Origin of the sequence: Streptomyces nanhaiensis (genome assembly GCF_046614825.1) — a bacterium.
Taxonomy (GTDB): domain Bacteria; phylum Actinomycetota; class Actinomycetes; order Streptomycetales; family Streptomycetaceae; genus Streptomyces; species Streptomyces radiopugnans.
In genome coordinates, this window is the sequence record NZ_JBKJFM010000120.1 from 1 (window position 1) to 20,113 (window position 20,113).

The following is a 20,113-nucleotide window of genomic DNA, read 5'->3' on the forward strand; positions in this document are numbered from 1 at the left end:
TGACCGCGGCCTTCCCGCCCGTGGCCGCGGCCTTCCCGCCCGTGGCCGCGGCCTTCCCGCCCGTGGCGGGGACTGCCTGCGGATCGATGCCCGCGGCGGCCAGCCCGGCCGGGCCGGTCTCCGCCAGCGGCACCCCGTACCGCGCCAGCCGCAGCGGCATCAGCGCCTCCACCGGCGCCCGCCGCTTCCAGCCGCGCCCGTAGCGCGCCCGCAGCCGCGCCTCGTAGATGAGGCGGTCCTGCTCCATGCGGATCACCTGGTCGTAGGAGCGCAGCTCCCACAGCTTCATCCGGCGCCACAGCCGGAAGGTGGAGGGGAAGGCCAGCAGCCAGCGCGAGAGCCGCACGCCCTCCATGTGCTTGTCGGCGGTGATGTCGGCGATCCGGCCGACCGCGTGCCGCGCTGCCTCGACCGCGACGACGAACAGCACCGGGATCACCGCGTGCATCCCGACCCCCAGCGGGTCGGGCCAGGCGGCGGCGCCGTTGAAGGCAATGGTGGCGGCCGTCAGCAGCCAGGCGGTCTGCCGCAGCATCGGGAAGGGGATGCGGATCCAGGTCAGCAGCAGGTCCAGGGCGAGCAGCACCACGATCCCGGCGTCGATGCCGATGGGGAAGAACGGCGCGAAGCCGCCGAAGCCCTTCTGCTCGGCGAGGTCGCGGACGGCGGCGTACGATCCGGCGAAGCCGATCGCCGCGATCACCACCGCCCCGGCGACGACCACGCCGATCAGTATTCGGTGAGTGCGTGTCAGGTCCACTGCTGTGTCCTCGCGAGATCGTCGTGGCGCCGGTGCCCGCCGCCCGGCCGGGACGGCGAGGGGGGCGGAAGGGACGGGGAGCGGGAGGCCCCCGAGGGGAAGACAGGTTACGCGCGGCGGGTGGCGGATACGGAGGGCCCCGGCCCGGTCGGCCGTGTCAGTCCGGCCGGCCCGGTCACCTGACGGCCTTGACGGCCTCCTTCGCCGCCTTCTCCGCGCCCTTGCGGATGTCCTCGGCCTTCGGCGTCCTGCCGGTCTCGAAGCCGGCGCCCTCGTAGTCCACGGTCACCACGACGTTGCCGGTGATGGCGACGATCCGCTGCTCGCGGTACTCCTCGGTCTTCTCGCCGTCCTTCTTCTCCGTCTCGAAGGCTATGGACGTCGCCTGGTCGCCGACCCCGTCGAGCGGGGTGTCCTTGACCTTCTTGTTCTCCTCGTCCTGCGAGACGGCGGCCACCTGCTGGCCCGCGTACTCGGCGGCCCGCTCGCTGCCGCTGCCGAGCGTCACGTCGGAGTCGAACCGCTTGAGGGAGACCGTCAGCGCCCGGTACTGGTAGTCGTCCAGACCGCTCCACAGGCAGGTGCCGTAACCGTCCGCGTCCTTGGAGCCGAGGTTCTTGCCCTTCTTCTTCGCCTCGGGCACCACGTCGCCGACCGTGTCCCCCGAGAGGGTCTTGCAGGGGTCGGGCAGGGTGGTGAACTTCACCGGCGCCGGGGTCGGGGACGCGCTGGAGGCGGAGGCGCTGGGCGAGGGCCTGGCGGAGTCGTCGCCGTCGGAGCCGGAGGAGCAGCCCGCGACCAGCAGCATGGGCACGGCGGCGCAGGCGAGGGTGCGGACGGCGGTGCGCGTGGCGTTACGGTGCATGGTTCCTTCGCTTCCGGATGTGCTGGGCGCCGGGCACGCCCTGTCGGACGGCACGACGGTACGTCAATCGGGCGATGACATCGCAGCAGCCTAGGACGGCCGCGGGCTCCGGAGGGCGGCGCGGGGGCCGGGTGTGTCCGTCGTCTCAGTCCGCCGTCCCGGCTCCGTCCCGACTCCGGCGGGGCGCCGGGCGGGCCCGCGAGCGGGCGTCAGTCCCGGAACCTGCCGGCGAGCTGGCCGGCCAGTCTCAGCGCCTTCTCCTGCAGTTCGGCGCTGTCGGGCAGCCTGCGCTTGTCCGTCACCCACTGCTCGTACTCGACGGTGACGATGACGTTCCCGGTGCGGAAGACCAGGGTGATGTCCCGGTGGACGCCCGAGTCCGCGGTGACCAGCTCGTCGTCGATGTACGCGGCGTCCCCGACGGCATCCAGGGGGCGCGGGGCCAGCGCCGCGCTGGGCGCGGGCTGCGGGACGGCCGTCCCGGGCTCGCCACCGGCGTCGCGGGCGCCTTCCCCGCCGCCGTCACCGTCCCCGCCGTCACCGTCGCCGTCCTCGCCGCCGCTTCCGGTGGGCGCGCCGCTCTTCCTGGACGCCCCGCCGGAGTCCTCGCCGCCGTCCCCCGCGTCCTCCGCACCGGCCTCGTCCCCGTCCGTCTCCTCCCCGGAGCCGGGGGACTCCTCGTCCGCGGGCGGCGAGGTGGGGATGCCGGCCTCCAGCGCCATGTCCTCGTACAGGCGCACCGCACGCTCGTCGTCGCTGACGGCGGGGTCGTACGACACGACCCGCTCGAAGTCGACCAGGAGGTGGCGGCTGCCCATGCCGGTGGAGCTCTTCCAGCGGCAGCCGACCCGGCGGTCGTTGTCGTAGGTGACGGTCTGTTCGCCCTCGTAGGCCGCCGGGGTCCCGTCGCCGCCGCCCTCCGCGCCGTCCTTCGGGGAGGCGCTCTCCGCGCCCGGCAGCATCGCCCGCAGGAGGCCGGTGTCGACCGCGCCGCAGGGCTCGGGCAGATCGCGGTAGGTGCCGGGCGGAGCCGTGGCGGCGGCTGTGCCGACCGTGCCGGGCTTGCTGTCGGCCGCGGCGCCGCCCGTGCCGGAGCCGCCGGTGCAGCCGACGGTCCCGACGGCCAGCACGGCGACGAGCGCCGCGCCGGTGGCGTATGCCTTCCGCTGCACTGCCCAACTCCCTCGTCCGCGCGAACGCTCGAAAACACGTTGCCGCCATGCGACCACGGCAGAACACAATGTCTATCGCACGACGTCCGTCACGCGCGCCGCGGGACCTCCGCCCATCGGTGCATATGCAGTAATACGTCCGCCTTGTGTGTGCGGACGTACGCGGTTCGCACCCGATCCGTACGCGATTCGCACGCATGTGGCAGGGCGTGCTCGCACTTCTTCGTCAGGGGGACGAACGAACATGTCGTACACCGAGGTTCCCGGGGCACGGGTGCCGATCCGGATGTGGGCCGACCCGTCCGGCGTCGAGGACGGCGCGATGCGGCAGCTTCGCAACACCGCGACGCTCCCGTGGATCAGGGGCCTGGCGGTCATGCCCGACGTCCACTACGGCAAGGGTGCCACCGTCGGCTCGGTCATCGCCATGGAGGGCGCGGTCTGCCCGGCGGCGGTCGGCGTGGACATCGGCTGCGGCATGTCGGCGGTACGGACCTCACTGACCGCGAACGACCTGCCCGGAGACCTCTCCCGGCTGCGCTCGCGCATCGAGCAGGCCATCCCGGTCGGCTTCGGCATGCACGACGACCCCGTCGACCCGGGCGGCCTGCCCGACGCCCCCGCCTCCGGCTGGGAGGCCTTCTGGTCCCGTTTCGACGGCGTCACCGAGGCCGTCCACTTCCGCCGGGAGCGGGCCGCGCGGCAGATGGGGACGCTCGGCGGCGGCAACCACTTCGTCGAGGTCTGCCTGGACGAGGACGGCGCCGTCTGGCTGATGCTCCACTCCGGCTCCCGCAACATCGGCAACGAGCTGGCCGAGTACCACATCGGCGTGGCCCGCGGACTGCCCCACAACCAGGGCCTGGTCGACCGCGACCTGGCCGTGTTCGTCGCCGGCACCCCCCAGATGGAGGCCTACCGCAACGACCTGTTCTGGGCGCAGGAGTACGCCAAGCGCAACCGGGCGGTCATGATGAGCCTGCTCAAGGGCGTGATCCGCAGGGAGTTCGGGAAGGCGGCCCCCTCCTTCGAGCCGGTCATCTCCTGCCACCACAACTACGTGGCCGAGGAGCGCTACGACGGCATGGACCTGCTGGTCACCCGGAAGGGCGCAATCCGCGCGGGCGGCGGCGAGTACGGCATCATCCCCGGCTCGATGGGCACCGGCTCCTACATCGTACGCGGCCTGGGCAACGCCGCCTCCTTCAACTCCGCCTCCCACGGCGCGGGACGGCGGATGAGCCGCAACGCGGCGAAGAAGCGCTTCACCGCGCGGGACCTGGAGGAGCAGACCCGGGGTGTGGAGTGCCGCAAGGACTCCGGCGTCGTCGACGAGATCCCGGCCGCCTACAAGCCGATCGAGCAGGTCATCGAGCGGCAGCGCGATCTGGTCGAGGTGGTCGCGAAGCTGCGGCAGGTCGTCTGCGTCAAGGGCTGACGCGCCCGCGCGGCACGGCCGGGCGCCCGGGCCCCGGCGGCCCCGGGCGCGCACGGCGGCTCAGCGCAGCCGCCGGGCCGCCTCCGTGGCCCAGTAGGTCAGGATCATGTCCGCGCCGGCCCGCCTGGCGCCGGTGAGCGTCTCCATGATCGCCCGTTCCCGCTCGATCCAGCCGCGCTGCGCGGCGGCCTCGACCATCGCGTACTCGCCGGAGACCTGGTAGGCCGCCACGGGCACGTCCACCGCGTCCGCCACCCGGCGCAGCACGTCCAGGTAGGGCAGCGCGGGCTTGACCATCACCATGTCCGCGCCCTCGGCGAGGTCGAGCGCCAGCTCGCGCATCGCCTCCCGCCCGTTGGCCGGGTCCTGCTGGTAGGCCTTGCGGTCGCCCGTCAGCGAGGAGTCCACCGCCTCGCGGAAGGGGCCGTAGAACGCGGAGGCGTACTTGGCCGTGTAGGCCAGCATCGCCACGTCCTGGTGGCCGGCCTCGTCCAGGGCGCGGCGGACGAAGGCGACCTGGCCGTCCATCATCCCGCTGGGCCCCAGCACGTGCGCGCCCGCCTCGGCCTGGACGCACGCCATCTCGGCGTACCGCTCCAGCGTGGCGTCGTTGTCCACCCGGCCGCGCTCGTCCAGGACGCCGCAGTGGCCGTGGTCGGTGAACTCGTCCAGGCACAGGTCGGACATGACGACCAGGTCGTCCCCGACCTCCGCGCGCACGTCGCGCAGCGCCACCTGGAGGATGCCGTCCGGGTCGGTGCCGCACGACCCGGTCGCGTCCTTCTTCCCCTCCTCGGGCACGCCGAAGATCATGATCCCGCCCACGCCCGCCGCCACGGCCTCGGCCGCCGCCTTGCGCAGGGTCTCGCGGGTGTGCTGGTACACGCCCGGCATCGACGAGATCTCGACCGGCTCGGTGATGCCCTCCCGCAGGAAGGCGGGCAGGATCAGATCGGCCGGGTGGAGCCGGTGCTCGGCGACCATCCGGCGCATCGCCGGGGTGGTGCGCAGCCGCCGGGGGCGCACCACGGGGAAGTCCCCGTAGCCGCCGCGCCCCCCGTCGTAGCCGCTGCCGTAGGTGCTCTTGCCGATCGTCACGATGTCCGTGCCCTCCTCCTGGTCGGACGCTTCTCGCTGGGCCGCTGCACCGCCTCGCCGGCCTCGATCATCGCGTCCCGGCGCCTGGCGCCGAACTCCGCCAGCGCCTCGGCCAGCTTGTGCACCGACGGCTCCGGCGCCATGACGTCCACGCGCAGCCCGTGCTCCTCGGCGGTCTTCGCCGTCGCCGGGCCGATGCAGGCGATCACCGTCACGTTGTGCGGCTTGCCCGCGATCCCCACGAGGTTGCGGACGGTGGAGGAGGAGGTGAACAGCACGGCGTCGAACCCGCCGCCCTTGATCGCCTCCCGCGTCTCGGCCGGCGGCGGCGAGGCGCGCACCGTCCGGTAGGCGGTGACGTCGTCGACCTCCCAGCCCAGCTCGATCAGACCCGCCACCAGCGTCTCGGTGGCGATGTCGGCGCGCGGCAGGAAGACACGGTCGATCGGGTCGAAGACCGGGTCGTAGGGCGGCCAGTCCTCCAGCAGCCCGGCCGCGGACTGCTCGCCGCTGGGCACCAGGTCGGGCTTGACGCCGAAGTCGACCAGCGCCTTCGCCGTCTGCTCGCCGACGGCCGCGACCTTGATCCCGGCGAAGGCGCGGGCGTCCAGGCCGTACTCCTCGAACTTCTCGCGCACCGCCTTGACCGCGTTGACCGAGGTGAAGGCGATCCACTCGTAGCGCCCGGTGACCAGGCCCTTGACCGCGCGCTCCATCTGCTGCGGGGTGCGCGGGGGCTCCACGGCGATGGTGGGCACCTCGCTGGGCACCGCGCCGTAGGAGCGCAGCTGGTCGGAGAGCGAGGCGGCCTGCTCCTTGGTGCGGGGCACCAGCACCTGCCAGCCGAACAGCGGCTTGGACTCGAACCACGCGAGCCGGTCGCGCTGCGCGGCGGCGCTGAGCTCGCCGACCACGGCTATCGCCGGCCGGGGGCCGTTGGCCGCGGGCAGCACCTTGGCGGCCTTGAGGGTCTGGGCGATGGAGCCCAGCGTCGCCGTCCAGGTGCGCTGCCGGGTGGTGGTGCCGTCGACGGTGACGGTCAGCGGGGTGTCGGGCTTGCGGCCCGCCGTGACCAGCTCGGCGGCGGTGGCGGCGACCGCCTCCAGGGTGGTGGAGACCACCAGGGTGGCGTCGCTGGCGCCGACCTCGTTCCACGCCTGGGCGTCGGCGGTCCGCGCGTCCAGGAACCGCACGTCCGCGCCGTGGCCGTTGCGCAGCGGCACACCGGCGTAGGCAGGCACCCCCACGGCGTTGGCGATGCCCGGCACGACCTCGAAGGTGACCCCCTCGGATGCGCAGGCAAGCATCTCGCTCGCCGCGTCCGCGTCGAGCCCGGGGTCGCCGGCGACCGCACGGACGACCCGCTTGCCGCCGCGCACGGCCCGCATGACAAGATTTACGGCATCGTCGGCACCCGCGGATGCTGTTGACGTGTCGTCACCTGCTGTCTGGAGCGGGGTGTCGACACCTGCCCGCACGTGCGCCCGCACGACGTCGTACACCTGCGGGTCGGCGACCAGTACATCGGCCTGTGCCAGCGCCTCGACGGCGCGAAGCGTCAGCAGTCCCGGGTCCCCGGGCCCGGCACCGAGGAAGGTGACGTGCCCGTGGGCGCCGTACGAGTGATCGGTGGTGGGGTTCAATGTGCTCGCTCCCCCATCAGACCGGCCGCGCCCTTGGCGAGCATCTCGTCGGCGAGTTCGCGCCCCATGGCCTGGGCCAGGGAGAGCGCCTCACCGGCGGACGCCGGTACGCGACCGGTGGTGGACAACTGCACCAGTGTGGTGCCGTCGGTCGTACCGACGACACCGCGCAGACGCAGTTCGGTGACATCCTGCCCCTCCTCCGGGATGTCGGCCAGTGCGCCGACGGGCGCGCTGCAACCGGCTTCCAGAGCTGCGAGCAGGGTTCGCTCGGCGGTCACGGCGGCCCGCGTGCGCGGGTCGTCGAGCTCGGCGAGCAGGGCTGCGAGGTCCGTGCGCGAGGCCGCGCACTCGATGGCCAGCGCCCCCTGGCCGGGTGCGGGGAGCACCGCGCCGGGGTCGAGCAGTTCGGTGGCCTCGCCGATCAGGCCGACGCGCCTGAGGCCGGCGGCGGCGAGGACGACCGCGTCCAGTTCGCCGGAGCGCACGTACCCGATGCGGGTGTCGACGTTGCCCCGGATCGGCACGATCTCGATGTCGCGGCCCAGCGACCGGGCCCAGGCGGCCAGCTGCGCCATGCGGCGCGGCGAGCCGGTGCCGACCCGCGCCCCGTCGGGCAGCTCCTCGAAGGTGAGGCCGTCACGGGCGACCAGCGCGTCACGGGGGTCCTCCCGGACGGGCACGGCCGCCAGCGCCAGCTGTTCGGGCTGGGTGGTGGGAAGGTCCTTCAGCGAGTGAACGGCGAAGTCGATCCCGCCGCCGAGCAGCGCGTCGCGCAGCGCGGAGACGAAGACCCCTGTGCCGCCGATCCGGGCGAGGTGCTCACGGGAGACGTCGCCGAAAGTGGTGATCTCCACCAGCTCGACGGGCCGGCCTGTGAGGCGCCGGACCCGCTCGGCCACCTGCCCGGACTGGGCCATGGCGAGTCGGCTGCGGCGGGTGCCCAGCTTCAGCGGCGGGGGTGCGTTGGTGCTCATTGCCGCTCCTGTTCGGGGTTACTGACAGCCGCGACGGTCTGCGGGTCGAGATCGAAGAGCTCTCGCAGCGCGTCGGCGTATCCGGCGCCGCCCGGTTCGCCGGCGAGCTGCTTGACGCGCACGGTCGGCGCGTGCAGCAGCTTGTCGACGACCCGGCGCACGGTCTGGGTGATCTCGGCGCGCTGTTTGGCGTCGAGTCCGGGAAGGCGCCCGTCCAGGCGCGCCATCTCGGCCGCGACGACGTCGGCGGCCATGGCGCGCAGCGCGACCACGGTGGGCGTGATCGTCGCGGCCCGCTGGGCGGCGCCGAAGGCCGCGACCTCGTCGGCGACGATGCCGCGCACCTTGTCGACGTCCGCGGCCATGGGGGCGTCGGCGGAGGCCTCGGCCAGCGACTCGATGTCCACCAACCGTACGCCCTCCAGGCGGTGCGCGGCGGCGTCGATGTCGCGGGGCATGGCCAGGTCGAGCAGCGCCATCGGCTCCTCGCGGGGGCCGCGGGACCCGGCGCGCGCGGCGAGCGCCGCCGCCAGGTCGCCGGCCGTCAGCACCAGCCCGGTGGCACCGGTGCAGGAGACGGCGACGTCCGCGTGCGGGAGCTCGGCGGGCATGTCGCGGGCGGGCACGGCGCGCGCGGTGAGCCCGCCGCCGTGGAGCCCGGCGGCCAGGCGCCGGGCGCGCTCCAGCGTCCTGTTGGCGATCACCAGTTCGGTGACGCCGGCGCGCGCGAGCACCGTGGCGGCCAGGGAGGACATCGAGCCGGCGCCGATCACCAGGGCGCGCCGGCCGCGCATCCACTCGGCGACCGGGCGCCCGGCGGCGAGCTGCTCCAGGCCGAAGGTGACCAGGGACTGCCCGGCCCGGTCGATGCCGGTCTCGCTGTGCGCCCGCTTGCCGACCCGCAGCGCCTGCTGGAACAGGTCGTTCATCAGCCGCCCGGCGGTGTGCTGGTCCTGCGCCACGGCCAGCGCGTCCTTGATCTGGCCGAGGATCTGGCCCTCGCCGACGACCATCGAGTCCAGTCCGCAGGCCACCGAGAACAGGTGGTGGACGGCCCGGTCCTCGTAGTGGACGTACAGGTACGGGGTCAGCTCCTCCAGGCCGACCCCGCTGTAGCGGGCCAGCAGGGAGGACAGCTCGGCGACGCCGGCGTGGAACTTGTCGACGTCGGCGTAGAGCTCGGTGCGGTTGCAGGTGGAGAGCACCGCGGCCTCGGAGGCGGGCTCGGCGCCGACCGCGTCCTGCAGGAGCTTGCCGCGCACCTCGGGCGCCAGCGAGGCCCGCTCCAGGACGCTCACCGGTGCGCTGCGGTGGCTCAGCCCCACTACCAGCAGACTCATGCGCGGCCTCCGCTCCGCTCGGACCGTACGGCGTGCGGTGCGCGCGTGACGTGTCTCACGGTCGCTCGTTCGTTCATGCGGGCATCACGGCGGGCACGTCCCCGTCAGGCCCCGGTTCGCTCTCCTCGCCGCGGCGGCGCACGGCCGCGGCGGGCGGCGCGGCGGGCGGGGTGGTGTCGGCACCGCCCTCGCCGGGCGCCTCCTCACCGGCCTTGCGCTGCTCGTGGAAGGCGAGGATCTGCAGTTCTATGGAGAGGTCGACCTTGCGCACGTCCACACCGTCGGGCACGGACAGCACGGTCGGCGCGAAGTTGAGGATGGAGGTCACCCCGGCGGCCACGAGCCGGTCGCAGACCTGCTGGGCGGCTCCGGCGGGGGTGGCGATGACGCCGATGGAGACGCCGTTGTCCTCGATGATCGCCTCGAGGTCGTCGGTGTGCTGCACCGGTATGCCCGCGACCGGCTTCCCGGCCATCGACGGGTCCGCGTCGATCAGCGCGGCGACCCTGAAGCCCCTGGAGGCGAAGCCGCCGTAGTTGGCGAGCGCGGCCCCCAGGTTTCCGATGCCGACGATCACGACGGGCCAGTCCTGCGTCAGGCCCAGCTCGCGGGAGATCTGGTAGACGAGGTACTCGACGTCGTAGCCCACACCGCGCGTGCCGTACGAGCCGAGGTAGGAGAAGTCCTTGCGCAGCTTGGCGGAGTTGACGCCGGCGGCGGCGGCCAGCTCCTCCGAGGAGACCGTGGGCACCGAGCGCTCGGAGAGCGCGGTGAGCGCCCGCAGGTACAGCGGAAGCCGGGCGACGGTGGCCTCGGGGATCCCTCGGCTACGGGTCGCCGGTCGGTGTGTTCGGCCAGTTGCCACAGTGCTCCTGCCGTCTGCGCGAAGCGGTGAGCGGCCCCGCTGGACACCCCCTGGACATGCGTCCGGACCGCTCCGTCCCGCCCAGGCTATGTCTTTGTGAACGTGTGCACAAAGACGGTGTCCGCTTTGTCCGGCCAAAGTGACCGGTGCCACACGCGCCGCACGGAACCGGATCCCGCCCGGCACACCTCCCACGTATACGCCCGTCGGCCGTGGAACGTCCCGAGAAGCGGTCGAGAGGCGGTCGAACCCCCGCCGCAGGCCCTCCCCCGCGCAGGCCCCGGGCAGCGGCCCCCGCCGCGGTCACGCCTCCAGCGCCGCGCGCAGCCGCCGCGGGTCCACGCGCCAGAAGTCGTGCTGCGCGCCGTCCACGAGCACCACCGGGATCTGCTCCCAGTACCTGCGGTACAGCTCCTCGTCCTGCGTGATGTCCTTCTCCTCCCAGCGCGCGCCCAGTTGCGCGCACACCTCGCCGACCACCGCGCGCGCGTCGTCGCACAGATGGCATCCGGGTTTGCCGATGAGAGTGACGGTCTTCATGACCGCCATTGTGCCGCCGCGCCCGCCTCCCGCCGCACCCGCTCCCCCTCCCGTCCCCGGGCCGCACCCTCTCCGGCGCCCGCCCCGGAACCTCCTTCCGGCACCGCGCGCGGTCGTCCTCCGCGGGCACGGGGCGCCGGAGGGGGCGTGCCGCCGACCGGGCCGGGAACGCGCTTTCCCCGGTTGGCGCAGTCACCGCCCTGCCGACACCCCTCCGTCACCGGAAGCCCACGGAACACTGGCTATGCTCGCGGCATGGCCGCACTTGGATGGCTCGTTCCCCGCAGGCGTTCGGCGACGGCTCGCAGCGTTCTCGCGGGCGAGGCCGCCGCCGAGGCGGCGCGCAAGACCTCGCGGGAGGTCGACGCGCTCGCCCCCGGCGAGGCGGGGAAACCGGCGGAGCCGGAGTTCCCCGTCCACGGGGACACCAGGGCCGCGGCCTTCTTCGACCTCGACAACACGATCATGCAGGGCGCGGCCCTGTTCCACTTCGGCCGGGGCCTGTACAAGCGGAAGTTCTTCCACAAGCGCGAACTGTTCCGCTTCGCCTGGCAGCAGGCCTGGTTCCGGCTCGCGGGCTCGGAGAACGCCGAGCACATGCAGGACGCCCGCGACAGCGCGCTGTCCATCGTCAAGGGTCACCGCGTCTCGGAGCTGATGGAGATCGGCGAGGAGATCTACGACGAGTACATGGCCGGCCGGATCTGGCCGGGCACCCGCGCGCTCGCCCAGGCGCACCTGGACGCGGGCCAGAAGGTGTGGCTGGTCACCGCCGCCCCCGTGGAGACCGCCACGATCATCGCCCGCAGACTGGGGCTGACCGGCGCCCTGGGCACGGTCGCCGAGTCCGTCGACGGCGTCTACACCGGGCGCCTGGTCGGCGAGCCGCTGCACGGCCCGGCGAAGGCGGAGGCGGTGCGCGCGCTGGCCGCCGCCGAGGACCTGGACCTCTCACGCTGCGCCGCCTACAGCGACTCGGCCAACGACATCCCGATGCTCTCGCTGGTCGGGCACCCGTACGCCATCAACCCCGACAGCAGGCTGCGCGCCCACGCGCGCGAGCGGGGCTGGCGGCTGCGCGACTACCGGACCGGCAGGAAGGCGGCGAAGGTGGGCATCCCCGCCGCGGCCGGGGTGGGCGCGGTGGCCGGAGGCGCCGCGGCGGCCATGGCGATCCAGCGCCGCCGCCGCTGAGGCGGCCCCCGGCACCGCCGCACCGGTCGCCAGTTCGGACGGAAACCGCCCTGCGGGCACAAGGGAACCGGCGGCCGATCAGAAAGTGACACGAACCGGTCGAATCGGCATCCCGGTTCGCCACCCGAGCAGCCGCAAACGCATAGCGGAGCAAACCTAACCGGCGATTTCGGCAACTAGGTGTAGCACGGCCTGTACGAAGCGTTATTCTCCTCAGACGCAATCCGGTGTCCACACGCCCTTGTGACGGGCGGACGGTCCCGCACTGCACGTGATGGAAGCTCTGCCTCTGGGAGTCCCGTGTACCCACACGTCGGGGTTGACGCCTCGGGCCTGGCTGCGCTGCGCACGCTGGTCATCGACCAGCTGCGCGTCCTCGTCCCCACCGCGCACGCCGTCCCCGCCCTCGCCGCACCTGTCCCCGCAGGCCCCGTCTACGCCCTGGCCGAGGGAGCCGCCGGCACCGCCGCGGTGGGCCGGCGCGCCCGCGCCGCGGCCACCCCGGGCGCCGCCCGGCGCCCGGTGGACGGCGACAGCCGCCGCATGATGGACCTCGTCGAACGCGCCCAGGGCGGCGAGGCCGAGGCCTTCGGGCACCTCTACGACCAGTACTCCGACACCGTCTACCGCTACATCTACTACCGCGTCGGCGGCCGGGCCACGGCCGAGGACCTCACCAGCGAGACGTTCCTGCGCGCCCTGCGCCGGATCGGCACCTTCACCTGGCAGGGCCGGGACTTCGGCGCCTGGCTGGTCACCATCGCGCGCAACCTGGTCGCCGACCACTTCAAGTCGAGCCGCTTCCGCCTCGAGGTGACCACCGGCGAGATGCTCGACGCCAACGAGGTGGAGCGCAGCCCGGAGGACTCGGTCCTGGAGTCCCTCTCCAACGCGGCCCTGCTGGATGCCGTTCGCCGGCTCAACCCGCAGCAGCAGGAGTGCGTGACGCTCCGCTTCCTCCAGGGCCTGTCGGTCGCCGAGACCGCGCGGGTCATGGGGAAGAACGAGGGAGCGATCAAGACCCTCCAGTACCGGGCGGTGCGGACCCTGGCCCGACTGCTGCCGGAGGACAGCCGATGACAAGCGGTGACGTGCGGTGACGTTCCGTTTCGCAGGAGCCGGCGGGACGATCGCACCCCCCTCGGGGCGTAACCCCGTCGGCCGGTGGTCGTTGTGCGGTTTGCAGACTCCCCGCGGCCCGTCGCGTCCGGACTGCGGCGCCCGAGCCGCCGCTCCCGTACGGCCGTGCAACCCTCATGTGGGGCAGGGAGTCGACTGTGCTGACGAGAGGAGGTGCCGCCCGTGATGGGAGCCGTATCGCCGAGCCGGCGGGCAAACGCCTTCGCCCAGGCCCTCGACGAGCGCGAGTCCGAGGGCAGGGCGGCCGACCGGTCCGGGGGCGCCGCCCCCGGAGCCCCGGCCGGGGCGGCGGAGGAGACGAGAGCCGGAGCCGGGCCGACGGGCGGACCGTCCGACGAGCGGGCGGCACTGCTGTCGCTGGCCGGCAGGCTCGACGCCCTGCCGAAGCCGGTCATGGACCCCGACGTCAAGGCCGCCCAGCGGGCACAGCTCCTCGCCGCCGTGGAGAACGCCTTCGCCGGAAGCGGCGAGGGCGCCTCGGTCCCCGGCCCGCGCTCCGCCCGCACGGGGCGCGGAGGGGCCCACCGGGCCTCCCCGCTGGGCCCGTTGAGCAGACTGCGTCCCAGGACGAGGCTCACCAAGGGGCTGGCGGCCGGCGGTCTGGGCTTCGGTGTCGCGGCGGGCGCCCTCGGCGGAGCCGCCGTGGCCAGCGCCGACGCCCTGCCCGGTGACACCCTCTACGGCCTCAAGCTGGGCGTGGAGGACCTCAGACTCGGCATGGCGGGCGACGAGGCCGACCGCGGCAGGGTCCGTCTGGACCACGCCTCCACACGGTTGAACGAGGCCCGGCGCCTGCTGGAGCGCGGCCGGTCGGGCCCGCTGGACCACGAGTCGCTCGGCGACATCCGCAGGACGCTCTCCCTCATGCGCGACGACGTCTCCGAGGGCCACCGGCTGCTCAGCCAGGCGTACGAGCGCGAGGGCGACGTCGCGCCGATCCGCTCGCTGTCGTCCTTCTCCCAGTCCCACCGCACCAAGTGGGACGAGGTACGCGCGGGCCTTCCCGTCCAGCTCACCGACGTGGGCGACGAGGTCAGTTCGCTCTTCGACGCCATAGAGGACGAGGTCGGCCCGCTGAGGCCCCTGCTGGACTCCGGGCAGGAGGACGCGGACTCCGCCGCCGGCACCGACGGCGGCGACCGGCCGGGCACCGGCCGTACGGTCCCGCCGTCGTCGCCCGTAGCCGCCGGGAGCGGTGCGGACGGCACGGAGGAGGGCGACCGGGACGGCGAACGGCGGCCCAGTCCGTCCGGTTCGTCCGGATCCACCGGCCCGGACGGGGTGGGGCTCCTGCCCGCCCCCGGCGACCTGCTGGAACCCTCACCCGGTGAGGACGGCGCGTCGGCGTCACCGGAAGGCGCCCCCCGGCTCCCCGAGCCGGACATCACCATCCCGCCGCTCCTCCCGAACCTCCTGCCGGGACTGGGCATCGAGGCGGACGACTCCGACTAGCGGACGGGCGGCCGGTGTTCGCGGAACACCGGCCGCCCTGAGCATGTACCGCCGGAGCACGTACCGAAGCGCGTACCGCCGCGGCACCGCTCAGAAGAACACCGAACGCCGCCTCACCAGCAGCCTGTAGAGGGTGTGCTGGATCGTCTCGCGCACCTGGTCGGTGAGGTTGAACATCAGCATCGGGTCGTCGACCGCCTCCGGCGGGTAGTCGTCCATCGGGACCGGCTCGCCGAACTGGATCGTCCACTTCGTCGGCAGCGGCACCATCCCCAGCGGCCCCAGCCAGGGGAAGGTGGGCGTGACCGGGAAGTACGGAATGCCCAGCAGCCGCGCCAGCGTCCTGAAGTCGCCCACCATCGGGTAGATCTCCTCCGCCCCGACGATCGAGCACGGCACGATCGGCACCCCGGCCCGCAGCGCCGTTGAGACGAAGCCGCCGCGCCCGAAGCGCTGGAGCTTGTAGCGCTCGGAGAACGGTTTCCCCAGCCCCTTGAAGCCCTCCGGCATCACCCCGACGACCTCGCCCCGCTCCAGCAGCCGCTGGGCGTCCTCCGTGCATGCCAGGGTGTGCCCGGCCTTCCGGGCCAGCTCGTTGACGACCGGCAGCATGAAGACCAGATCGGCCGCCAGCAACCGCAGGGCCCGCCCCTGCGGGTGGTGGTCGTGCACGGCGACCTGGAGCATCAGCGCGTCCAGCGGCAGGGTCCCGGAGTGGTTGGCGACCACCAGCGCGCCGCCCTCGGAGGGGATGTTCTCGATACCCAGCACCTCGACCCGGAAGTACTTCTCGTACATCGGCCGCAGCATCGACATCAGCACATGGTCGGTGAGGTCGGCGTCGTAGCCGAACTCGTCGACCTCGTAATCCCCGGTGATCCGCCGCCGCAGGAAGGCCAGCCCCTCGGCGATCCTGCGGTCCCAGTCACCCCGGCCCGCCCGGCCCTCCGCGGGCACGCCCTCCTCCGCGGCCGCCTCCCGGCCTTGCGCCCCGGAAGCGCGCTCCGGACCGTCCTGGGGACCGGCCTGCGGCACGGCCGCGAGCGGCGTCTGCGCGCCGCCCCGCTCCTCCTGGCCGGTACGGCCGCCGTCGCCCCCCGTACGGCGCCCACTGCCCGCCGCCCGCCCCCGGGCGGCCCGGGACGGGCCGCCGCGCGACCGGTCGTCGTCGAAGGGAATGACCTTGGCGTCAGCCATGGCGGACGACCTCCTCGATGCGGTCCACCGCGTGTGCGAGTTTCTCCGGCGGCAGCAGCCCCGGGCCGCATGCGCGCGCGAAGTCGGCGAAGGCCCCGGCCGTGGTGTACCGCGGCTCGAAGCCGAGGACCTCGCGCATCTGTGTGGTCTCCACGACCCTGCCGTGCGTCAGCAGCCGGATCTGCTCGGCCGAGAAGTCCGTGACACCGACCGTGCGCAGCGCGGTCCCGGTCCACCGGATCGCCGGCAGCAGCAGGGGCAGCGTGGGCCGCCCCAGCCGCCGCGCGGCCTGGGACAGCAGGAGTACCCCGTCACCCGCGATGTTGAACGTCCCCGAGTTGAGCGTGCCGCGCCGCGGCTCCCCGGCCGCCAGCCGCAGCACCTCGACGACGTCGTCCTCGTGGACGAACTGCAGCCGCGGGTCGTATCCGAGGACGGTCGGCAGCACCGGCAGCCGGAAGTAGTCCGCCAGCGGCGTGTCCGCGTCGGGGCCGAGGATGTTGGCGAAGCGCAGCACGGCCACCGCCACGTCGGGGCGGCGGCGGGCGAACCCGCGCACGTACTCCTCGACCTCCACGATGTCCTTCGTGAACCCGCCGCCGGGCAGCGCCTTGGCCGGCGTGGTCTCGGTGAACACCGCCGGGTCGCGCGACGAGGAGCCGTAGACGTTCGTGCTGGACTTCACCACCAGCCGCTGAACGGACGGCGCCTTCTGACACGCGCCCAGGAGCTGCATGGTGCCGATGACGTTGGTCTCCTTGACCGACGCACGGCTGCCGGGCAGGAGCTGCACCCCGCTGACGTCCAGGTGCACGACGGTGTCCACGTTGTGTTCGGCCAGCACCCCGGCGACCGAGGGCTGCCGGATGTCGGCACGGACGAACTCGGCCCCGCCGAGGTGGTGTCCGGGCGGCACGGCGTCCACCCCGACGACCCGGTCGACGTCGGGCTCGCGCAGGATCCGCCGCACGAAGCGCCCGCCGAGCCGGCGGGCGACGCCTGTGACGAGCACGACCTTGCCCAACGTTGCTCCCTCTCGGCGTGCGGTGGGCCGCCCCCGGGAGGCCCTGCCACGGGTCCCGGCAGCCCTCCGTACTCCTCGTCGTTCCTCGCGGTCCGTCACCCGGACCGGTTGCGGACGGGTTTCCCGGCCACCGTATCGGCTGGCCGCCTCTCCCCGGTGGAACGCCACCGCCCTCCCACCGACACGGCGGTGGGAGGGCGGTGGTCAGTGTGCGGCGCGCCCGCTCACTTCTTGTTGCGGCGCTGAACGCGCGTGCGCTTGAGCAGCTTGCGGTGCTTCTTCTTGGCCATCCGCTTGCGCCGCTTCTTGATAACAGAGCCCACGACTTACCCTCGCTCACTTCGTCACTCGGTGCGGGGCGTCCGAGCCCACACGACCTACGTCGGCCCAGCCTACCCGGCGCCGGGTAGTGCTCGTGACACGAGGGGGCGACAAGCCCGTCGTTCTGCGGTTACGCGCTCTTCTCCGCCTCCACGTACGATCCGCGGAGGTACTCGTGGACGGCCTGCTCCGGCACCCGGAAGGACCTGCCCACCCGGATCGCCGGCAGATGACCGCTGTGCACCAGGCGGTACACGGTCATCTTGGACACTCGCATCACCGAGGCGACTTCCGCCACGGTCAGGAACACGACCTCGTTCAGAGGCCTCTCGGCAGCAGCCATGTCACACCTGAACCTTCCGCACATGTCGGGCACCGGCTTCCCCTCCGGTGTCTCCTGCTCGCATGCGCGCTCCTCCCCAGATTAGGGGCGGGTGATGCAAGTGTGGAAGAGGAGCAGCCATCGGGCTCCTAATGTGACAGAAGGGAATGATTGAGCACATAGCGACCAAGCGGACGGTAGCCGTCCGACGCCGTGGGGTCATCGAGCGGGACGGCCGCCCGTGCGCGCCCCTCCGCTCCGGCGACGAACGCCGAGAGGTCGCCCCTGCCGCTCGGTCCCTCCCCCCGTCGCCCGGCTGACCTGCCACGCAGCCCGTTCACACCCCCTGGCCGCCGTCCCCGCGGCGGCCGCCGGCCATCACCGCGGCACAGAGGACCGTACGCACGGGGGAGAGCGAGCGGGAGCGTGCGCCCGGCGCACCGGGCGAGCGGCGCGCTCCCTTCCCTCGGATCAGCGCGACCCCCCGTACGCACCGGAGGAGACGAGGACGTACCCCGAACCGGGTCGCCATGTCGACACATCTCCCCCGCACCGGTGCGAGGACGGGAGGTCCCTCCGCCGACGGGGCACCGGACAGGGAGCGTAGAAGCCCGGGAACCGGCGGGGCGCGCCCGGCCTCCGGCGGTGCCGGAGTACGGCTCGGAAACCGGCTCCCCGGCTGTTCAGGGCAGCAGTCCGTGCGCCGGGTACACCGAGCGCCGCGCGGCCAGCACGGCCTGGTCCAGGGCGCTCGCCGGGTCGTAGCCGGCCTCCCAGTCCGACCACACCGGCTCGCGCCCGTCCGTCATCCGCCGCGGCGCGTCCTGCCGGGTGCGTGCGTACACCTGCCGACGCCAGTCCTCCGGGATCACGGTCCTCGGGGCGATCGGCTCGCCCGCCGCGATCGCCACCAGATGCGTCCAGGAGCGCGGTACGACGTCGACGACCGCGTAACCGCCTCCGCCGAGCGCGACCCAGCGCCCCTGCGCGTACTCGTGCGCCCAGTCGTGGCAGGCCTCGGCGGCCACCCGCTGGGCGTCGACGGTCACCGCCAGGTGCGCGAGGGGATCCTCGATGTGCGTGTCGGCGCCGTGCTGGGTCACCAGTACCTGCGGCCGGAAGGAGCGCAGCAGTTCCGGCACCACCCCGTGCAGAGCCCGCAGCCACCCGCCGTCGGACGTGCCGGGCGGGACCGCGATGTTGACCGCGCTCCCCTCCGCCTTCTCCCCTCCGGTCTCCTCCGGCCAGCCGGTCCCGGGGAAGATCATGCGGGGATGCTCGTGCAGCGACACCGTCAGCACCCGCGGATCGTCCCAGAAGGCCGCCTGGACGCCGTCCCCGTGGTGGACGTCGACGTCCACGTAGGCCACCCGTTCGGCGCCCAGCTCCAGCAGCCGGGCGATGGCCAGGGAGGCGTCGTTGTAGACGCAGAAACCGGCCGCCCCGCCCGGCATCGCGTGGTGCAGTCCGCCGGCGAAGTTCACGCCGTGGAGGACGTCCCCGCGCCACACCGCCTCGGCGGCTCCGACCGACTGCCCGGCGATCAGCGCCGAGGCCTCGTGCATCCCCTCGAAGGCCGGGTCGTCCTCGGTCCCGATGCCGTACGACCCGTCCGCCGACCGGGGATCCGCGGAGATCCTGCGCACGGTGTCGATGTAGTCGGAGCGGTGCACGAGCCTGAGCGTGGAGTCGCCCGCGGAGGCCGCGGCGACCACCTTCAGTCCTGAGGCGCCGGGCAGCCCGAACGCCTCGACGAGTTCCATGGTCAGCTTCAGGCGCACCGGGTCCATCGGATGCCCGGGCCCGAAGTCGTATCCGGTGACCGCCTCGTCCCACATCAACTGTGCGCCGCCGCTCATACCCGCCACCGTATCGGGCGGCCCGGGGAAACCACACGGCCGCCCGCAACGCCGCGTCCGGGGCCGTCCGGCCTGCCCCGGAGGGCGCGTCGGCGGCTCAGGACAGGAGGAGCGCGGGCAGTTCGTCCATCGTGGAGAACAGCGCCGTCGCCCCCGACAGCCTCTCCCCCGGCGTCATGGCGGTGAACCCGTACACGTCCATCCCCGCCGCGACGGCCGCCCGCACCCCCAGAGGGCTGTCCTCGACCACGGCGCAGCGCCCGGGCGGCACTCCCATCACCTCGGCGGTGTGCAGGAAGAGGTCCGGCGCGGGCTTCCCCCGTCCGACGTCCTGCGCGCTGAACACACGCTTCTCCCCGAAGCGCTCGTACAGCCCCGTCTTCCCCAGCGCCACCCGGATCCGCTCATGGCCGCCGGACGAGGCGACGCAGTACGGCACGCCTTCGGCGTCGAGGCTCCGCAGCACCTCGCCGACGCCGGGCACGGGCAGCAGATCACGCCGGAAGGCCTCGAAGACGCGGTCGTGGAAGACGGAGTCGAAGTCAACGGGCAACCGCTGCCCGGAACGCTCCAGGACCAGGTCGTGGATGCGGTGCATGGCGGAACCCATGTAATCCCGTATGGATTCCTCGTACGTGGTCGGGTGCCCCAGCTCCGTCAGAAAGGCGGCGAGGATCCGGTTGGATATCGGCTCGCTGTCCACGAGGACACCGTCGTTGTCGAAGATCACCAGGTCATAACGCATACGCCACCCAACCCGAACGCAGGAGAAGTTCCGTGAACGCGAGAAAGCCCTGCCGGGAACCCGGCAGGGCTTTCTCTCCACAAATCGTTCGGCGGCGTCCTACTCTCCCACACGGTCCCCCATGCAGTACCATCGGCGCTGAAAGGCTTAGCTTCCGGGTT

20 protein-coding genes and 1 rRNA gene are annotated in these 20,113 nt (G+C 73.1%); 4 read left to right on the plus strand and 17 right to left on the minus strand.

From position 1 onward, the window contains the following. The 3 genes from ACLIYP_RS22420 to ACLIYP_RS22430 all read right to left on the minus strand — a co-directional run. Nucleotides 1-754: DUF2637 domain-containing protein (locus ACLIYP_RS22420; protein ID WP_412714929.1), on the minus strand; the 754-nt coding region annotated here is incomplete at its 3' end. A gap of 181 nt (nucleotides 755-935) precedes the next feature. Continuing rightward, the gene (locus tag ACLIYP_RS22425) at nucleotides 936-1,625 is read right to left on the minus strand and encodes a DUF3558 family protein (protein WP_412714915.1); all 690 of its coding nucleotides are present in this window, start codon (nucleotides 1,623-1,625) and stop codon (nucleotides 936-938) included. A gap of 209 nt (nucleotides 1,626-1,834) precedes the next feature. After that, nucleotides 1,835-2,797, minus strand: coding sequence for a hypothetical protein (locus tag ACLIYP_RS22430; RefSeq protein ID WP_412714916.1), 963 nt, complete (start codon nucleotides 2,795-2,797; stop codon nucleotides 1,835-1,837). A 244-nt stretch (nucleotides 2,798-3,041) separates the two neighbouring features. Between ACLIYP_RS22430 and ACLIYP_RS22435 the strand changes: the two genes are divergently transcribed. After that, nucleotides 3,042-4,235 (plus strand): RtcB family protein, encoded by a 1,194-nt coding sequence (locus ACLIYP_RS22435; RefSeq protein WP_412714917.1) that lies wholly within the window; start codon nucleotides 3,042-3,044, stop codon nucleotides 4,233-4,235. Nucleotides 4,236-4,295: 60 nt separating this feature from the next. Here ACLIYP_RS22435 and hemB read toward each other — a convergent pair whose 3' ends face one another. The 6 genes from hemB to ACLIYP_RS22465 all read right to left on the minus strand — a co-directional run bounded on the left by hemB (nucleotide 4,296) and on the right by ACLIYP_RS22465 (nucleotide 10,698). Further along, complete coding sequence (hemB, locus tag ACLIYP_RS22440) at nucleotides 4,296-5,327, minus strand: porphobilinogen synthase (protein ID WP_412714930.1); 1,032 nt, start codon at nucleotides 5,325-5,327, stop codon at nucleotides 4,296-4,298. Nucleotides 5,328-5,329: 2 nt separating this feature from the next. Next, nucleotides 5,330-6,976, minus strand: coding sequence for a bifunctional uroporphyrinogen-III C-methyltransferase/uroporphyrinogen-III synthase (locus ACLIYP_RS22445; RefSeq protein ID WP_412714918.1), 1,647 nt, complete (start codon nucleotides 6,974-6,976; stop codon nucleotides 5,330-5,332). Beyond that, a complete protein-coding gene (gene hemC, locus ACLIYP_RS22450) occupies nucleotides 6,973-7,953 on the minus strand; it encodes a hydroxymethylbilane synthase (RefSeq protein WP_093660388.1) in 981 nt (326 codons plus the stop codon). The genes ACLIYP_RS22445 and hemC overlap by 4 nt, the downstream gene beginning before the upstream one ends. Further along, nucleotides 7,950-9,293 (minus strand): glutamyl-tRNA reductase, encoded by a 1,344-nt coding sequence (locus ACLIYP_RS22455; protein WP_412714919.1) that lies wholly within the window; start codon nucleotides 9,291-9,293, stop codon nucleotides 7,950-7,952. Before ACLIYP_RS22455 ends, hemC begins: the two co-directional genes overlap by 4 nt. Nucleotides 9,294-9,366: 73 nt before the next feature. After that, nucleotides 9,367-10,158, minus strand: coding sequence for a redox-sensing transcriptional repressor Rex (locus ACLIYP_RS22460; RefSeq protein WP_412714920.1), 792 nt, complete (start codon nucleotides 10,156-10,158; stop codon nucleotides 9,367-9,369). A 303-nt stretch (nucleotides 10,159-10,461) separates the two neighbouring features. Beyond that, a complete protein-coding gene (locus tag ACLIYP_RS22465) occupies nucleotides 10,462-10,698 on the minus strand; it encodes a glutaredoxin family protein (protein WP_412714921.1) in 237 nt (78 codons plus the stop codon). 255 nt (nucleotides 10,699-10,953) lie between these two features. Here ACLIYP_RS22465 and ACLIYP_RS22470 point away from each other — a divergent pair, with 255 nt between their 5' ends. The 3 genes from ACLIYP_RS22470 (at nucleotide 10,954) to ACLIYP_RS22480 (ending at nucleotide 14,484) form a co-directional block, all read left to right on the plus strand. Further along, the gene (locus ACLIYP_RS22470; protein WP_093660380.1) at nucleotides 10,954-11,892 is read left to right on the plus strand and encodes an HAD family hydrolase; all 939 of its coding nucleotides are present in this window, start codon (nucleotides 10,954-10,956) and stop codon (nucleotides 11,890-11,892) included. 300 nt (nucleotides 11,893-12,192) lie between these two features. Further along, complete coding sequence (locus tag ACLIYP_RS22475; RefSeq protein WP_412714922.1) at nucleotides 12,193-12,972, plus strand: ECF subfamily RNA polymerase sigma factor, BldN family; 780 nt, start codon at nucleotides 12,193-12,195, stop codon at nucleotides 12,970-12,972. 222 nt (nucleotides 12,973-13,194) lie between these two features. Beyond that, the gene (locus tag ACLIYP_RS22480; protein WP_412714923.1) at nucleotides 13,195-14,484 is read left to right on the plus strand and encodes a DUF5667 domain-containing protein; all 1,290 of its coding nucleotides are present in this window, start codon (nucleotides 13,195-13,197) and stop codon (nucleotides 14,482-14,484) included. 90 nt (nucleotides 14,485-14,574) lie between these two features. On the opposite strand, the gene ACLIYP_RS22485 is transcribed toward ACLIYP_RS22480, so the two are convergent. The 8 genes from ACLIYP_RS22485 to rrf all read right to left on the minus strand — a co-directional run. Beyond that, entirely contained in the window at nucleotides 14,575-15,681 is a 1,107-nt protein-coding gene (locus tag ACLIYP_RS22485; protein WP_412714924.1) for a lysophospholipid acyltransferase family protein, read from the minus strand. Then, a complete protein-coding gene (locus ACLIYP_RS22490; RefSeq protein ID WP_412714925.1) occupies nucleotides 15,674-16,705 on the minus strand; it encodes an NAD-dependent epimerase/dehydratase family protein in 1,032 nt (343 codons plus the stop codon). Before ACLIYP_RS22490 ends, ACLIYP_RS22485 begins: the two co-directional genes overlap by 8 nt. A 224-nt stretch (nucleotides 16,706-16,929) precedes the next feature. Next, nucleotides 16,930-17,028 (minus strand): 30S ribosomal protein bS22, encoded by a 99-nt coding sequence (locus tag ACLIYP_RS22495; protein WP_003948845.1) that lies wholly within the window; start codon nucleotides 17,026-17,028, stop codon nucleotides 16,930-16,932. A gap of 128 nt (nucleotides 17,029-17,156) precedes the next feature. Further along, complete coding sequence (locus tag ACLIYP_RS22500; protein WP_177214038.1) at nucleotides 17,157-17,369, minus strand: helix-turn-helix domain-containing protein; 213 nt, start codon at nucleotides 17,367-17,369, stop codon at nucleotides 17,157-17,159. 128 nt (nucleotides 17,370-17,497) lie between these two features. Beyond that, nucleotides 17,498-17,890, minus strand: a complete 393-nt coding sequence (locus tag ACLIYP_RS22505; protein ID WP_412714926.1) for a phosphatase — start codon at nucleotides 17,888-17,890, stop codon at nucleotides 17,498-17,500. A 141-nt stretch (nucleotides 17,891-18,031) separates the two neighbouring features. Then, a complete protein-coding gene (locus ACLIYP_RS22510) occupies nucleotides 18,032-19,207 on the minus strand; it encodes an acetoin utilization protein AcuC (RefSeq protein ID WP_412714927.1) in 1,176 nt (391 codons plus the stop codon). A 97-nt stretch (nucleotides 19,208-19,304) separates the two neighbouring features. Continuing rightward, on the minus strand, nucleotides 19,305-19,952 hold the full coding sequence (locus ACLIYP_RS22515) for an HAD family hydrolase (protein WP_412714928.1): 648 nt from the start codon (nucleotides 19,950-19,952) through the stop codon (nucleotides 19,305-19,307). A gap of 86 nt (nucleotides 19,953-20,038) precedes the next feature. Next, nucleotides 20,039-20,113: ribosomal RNA gene (gene rrf, locus ACLIYP_RS22520) — 5S ribosomal RNA — on the minus strand; the annotation flags it as partial.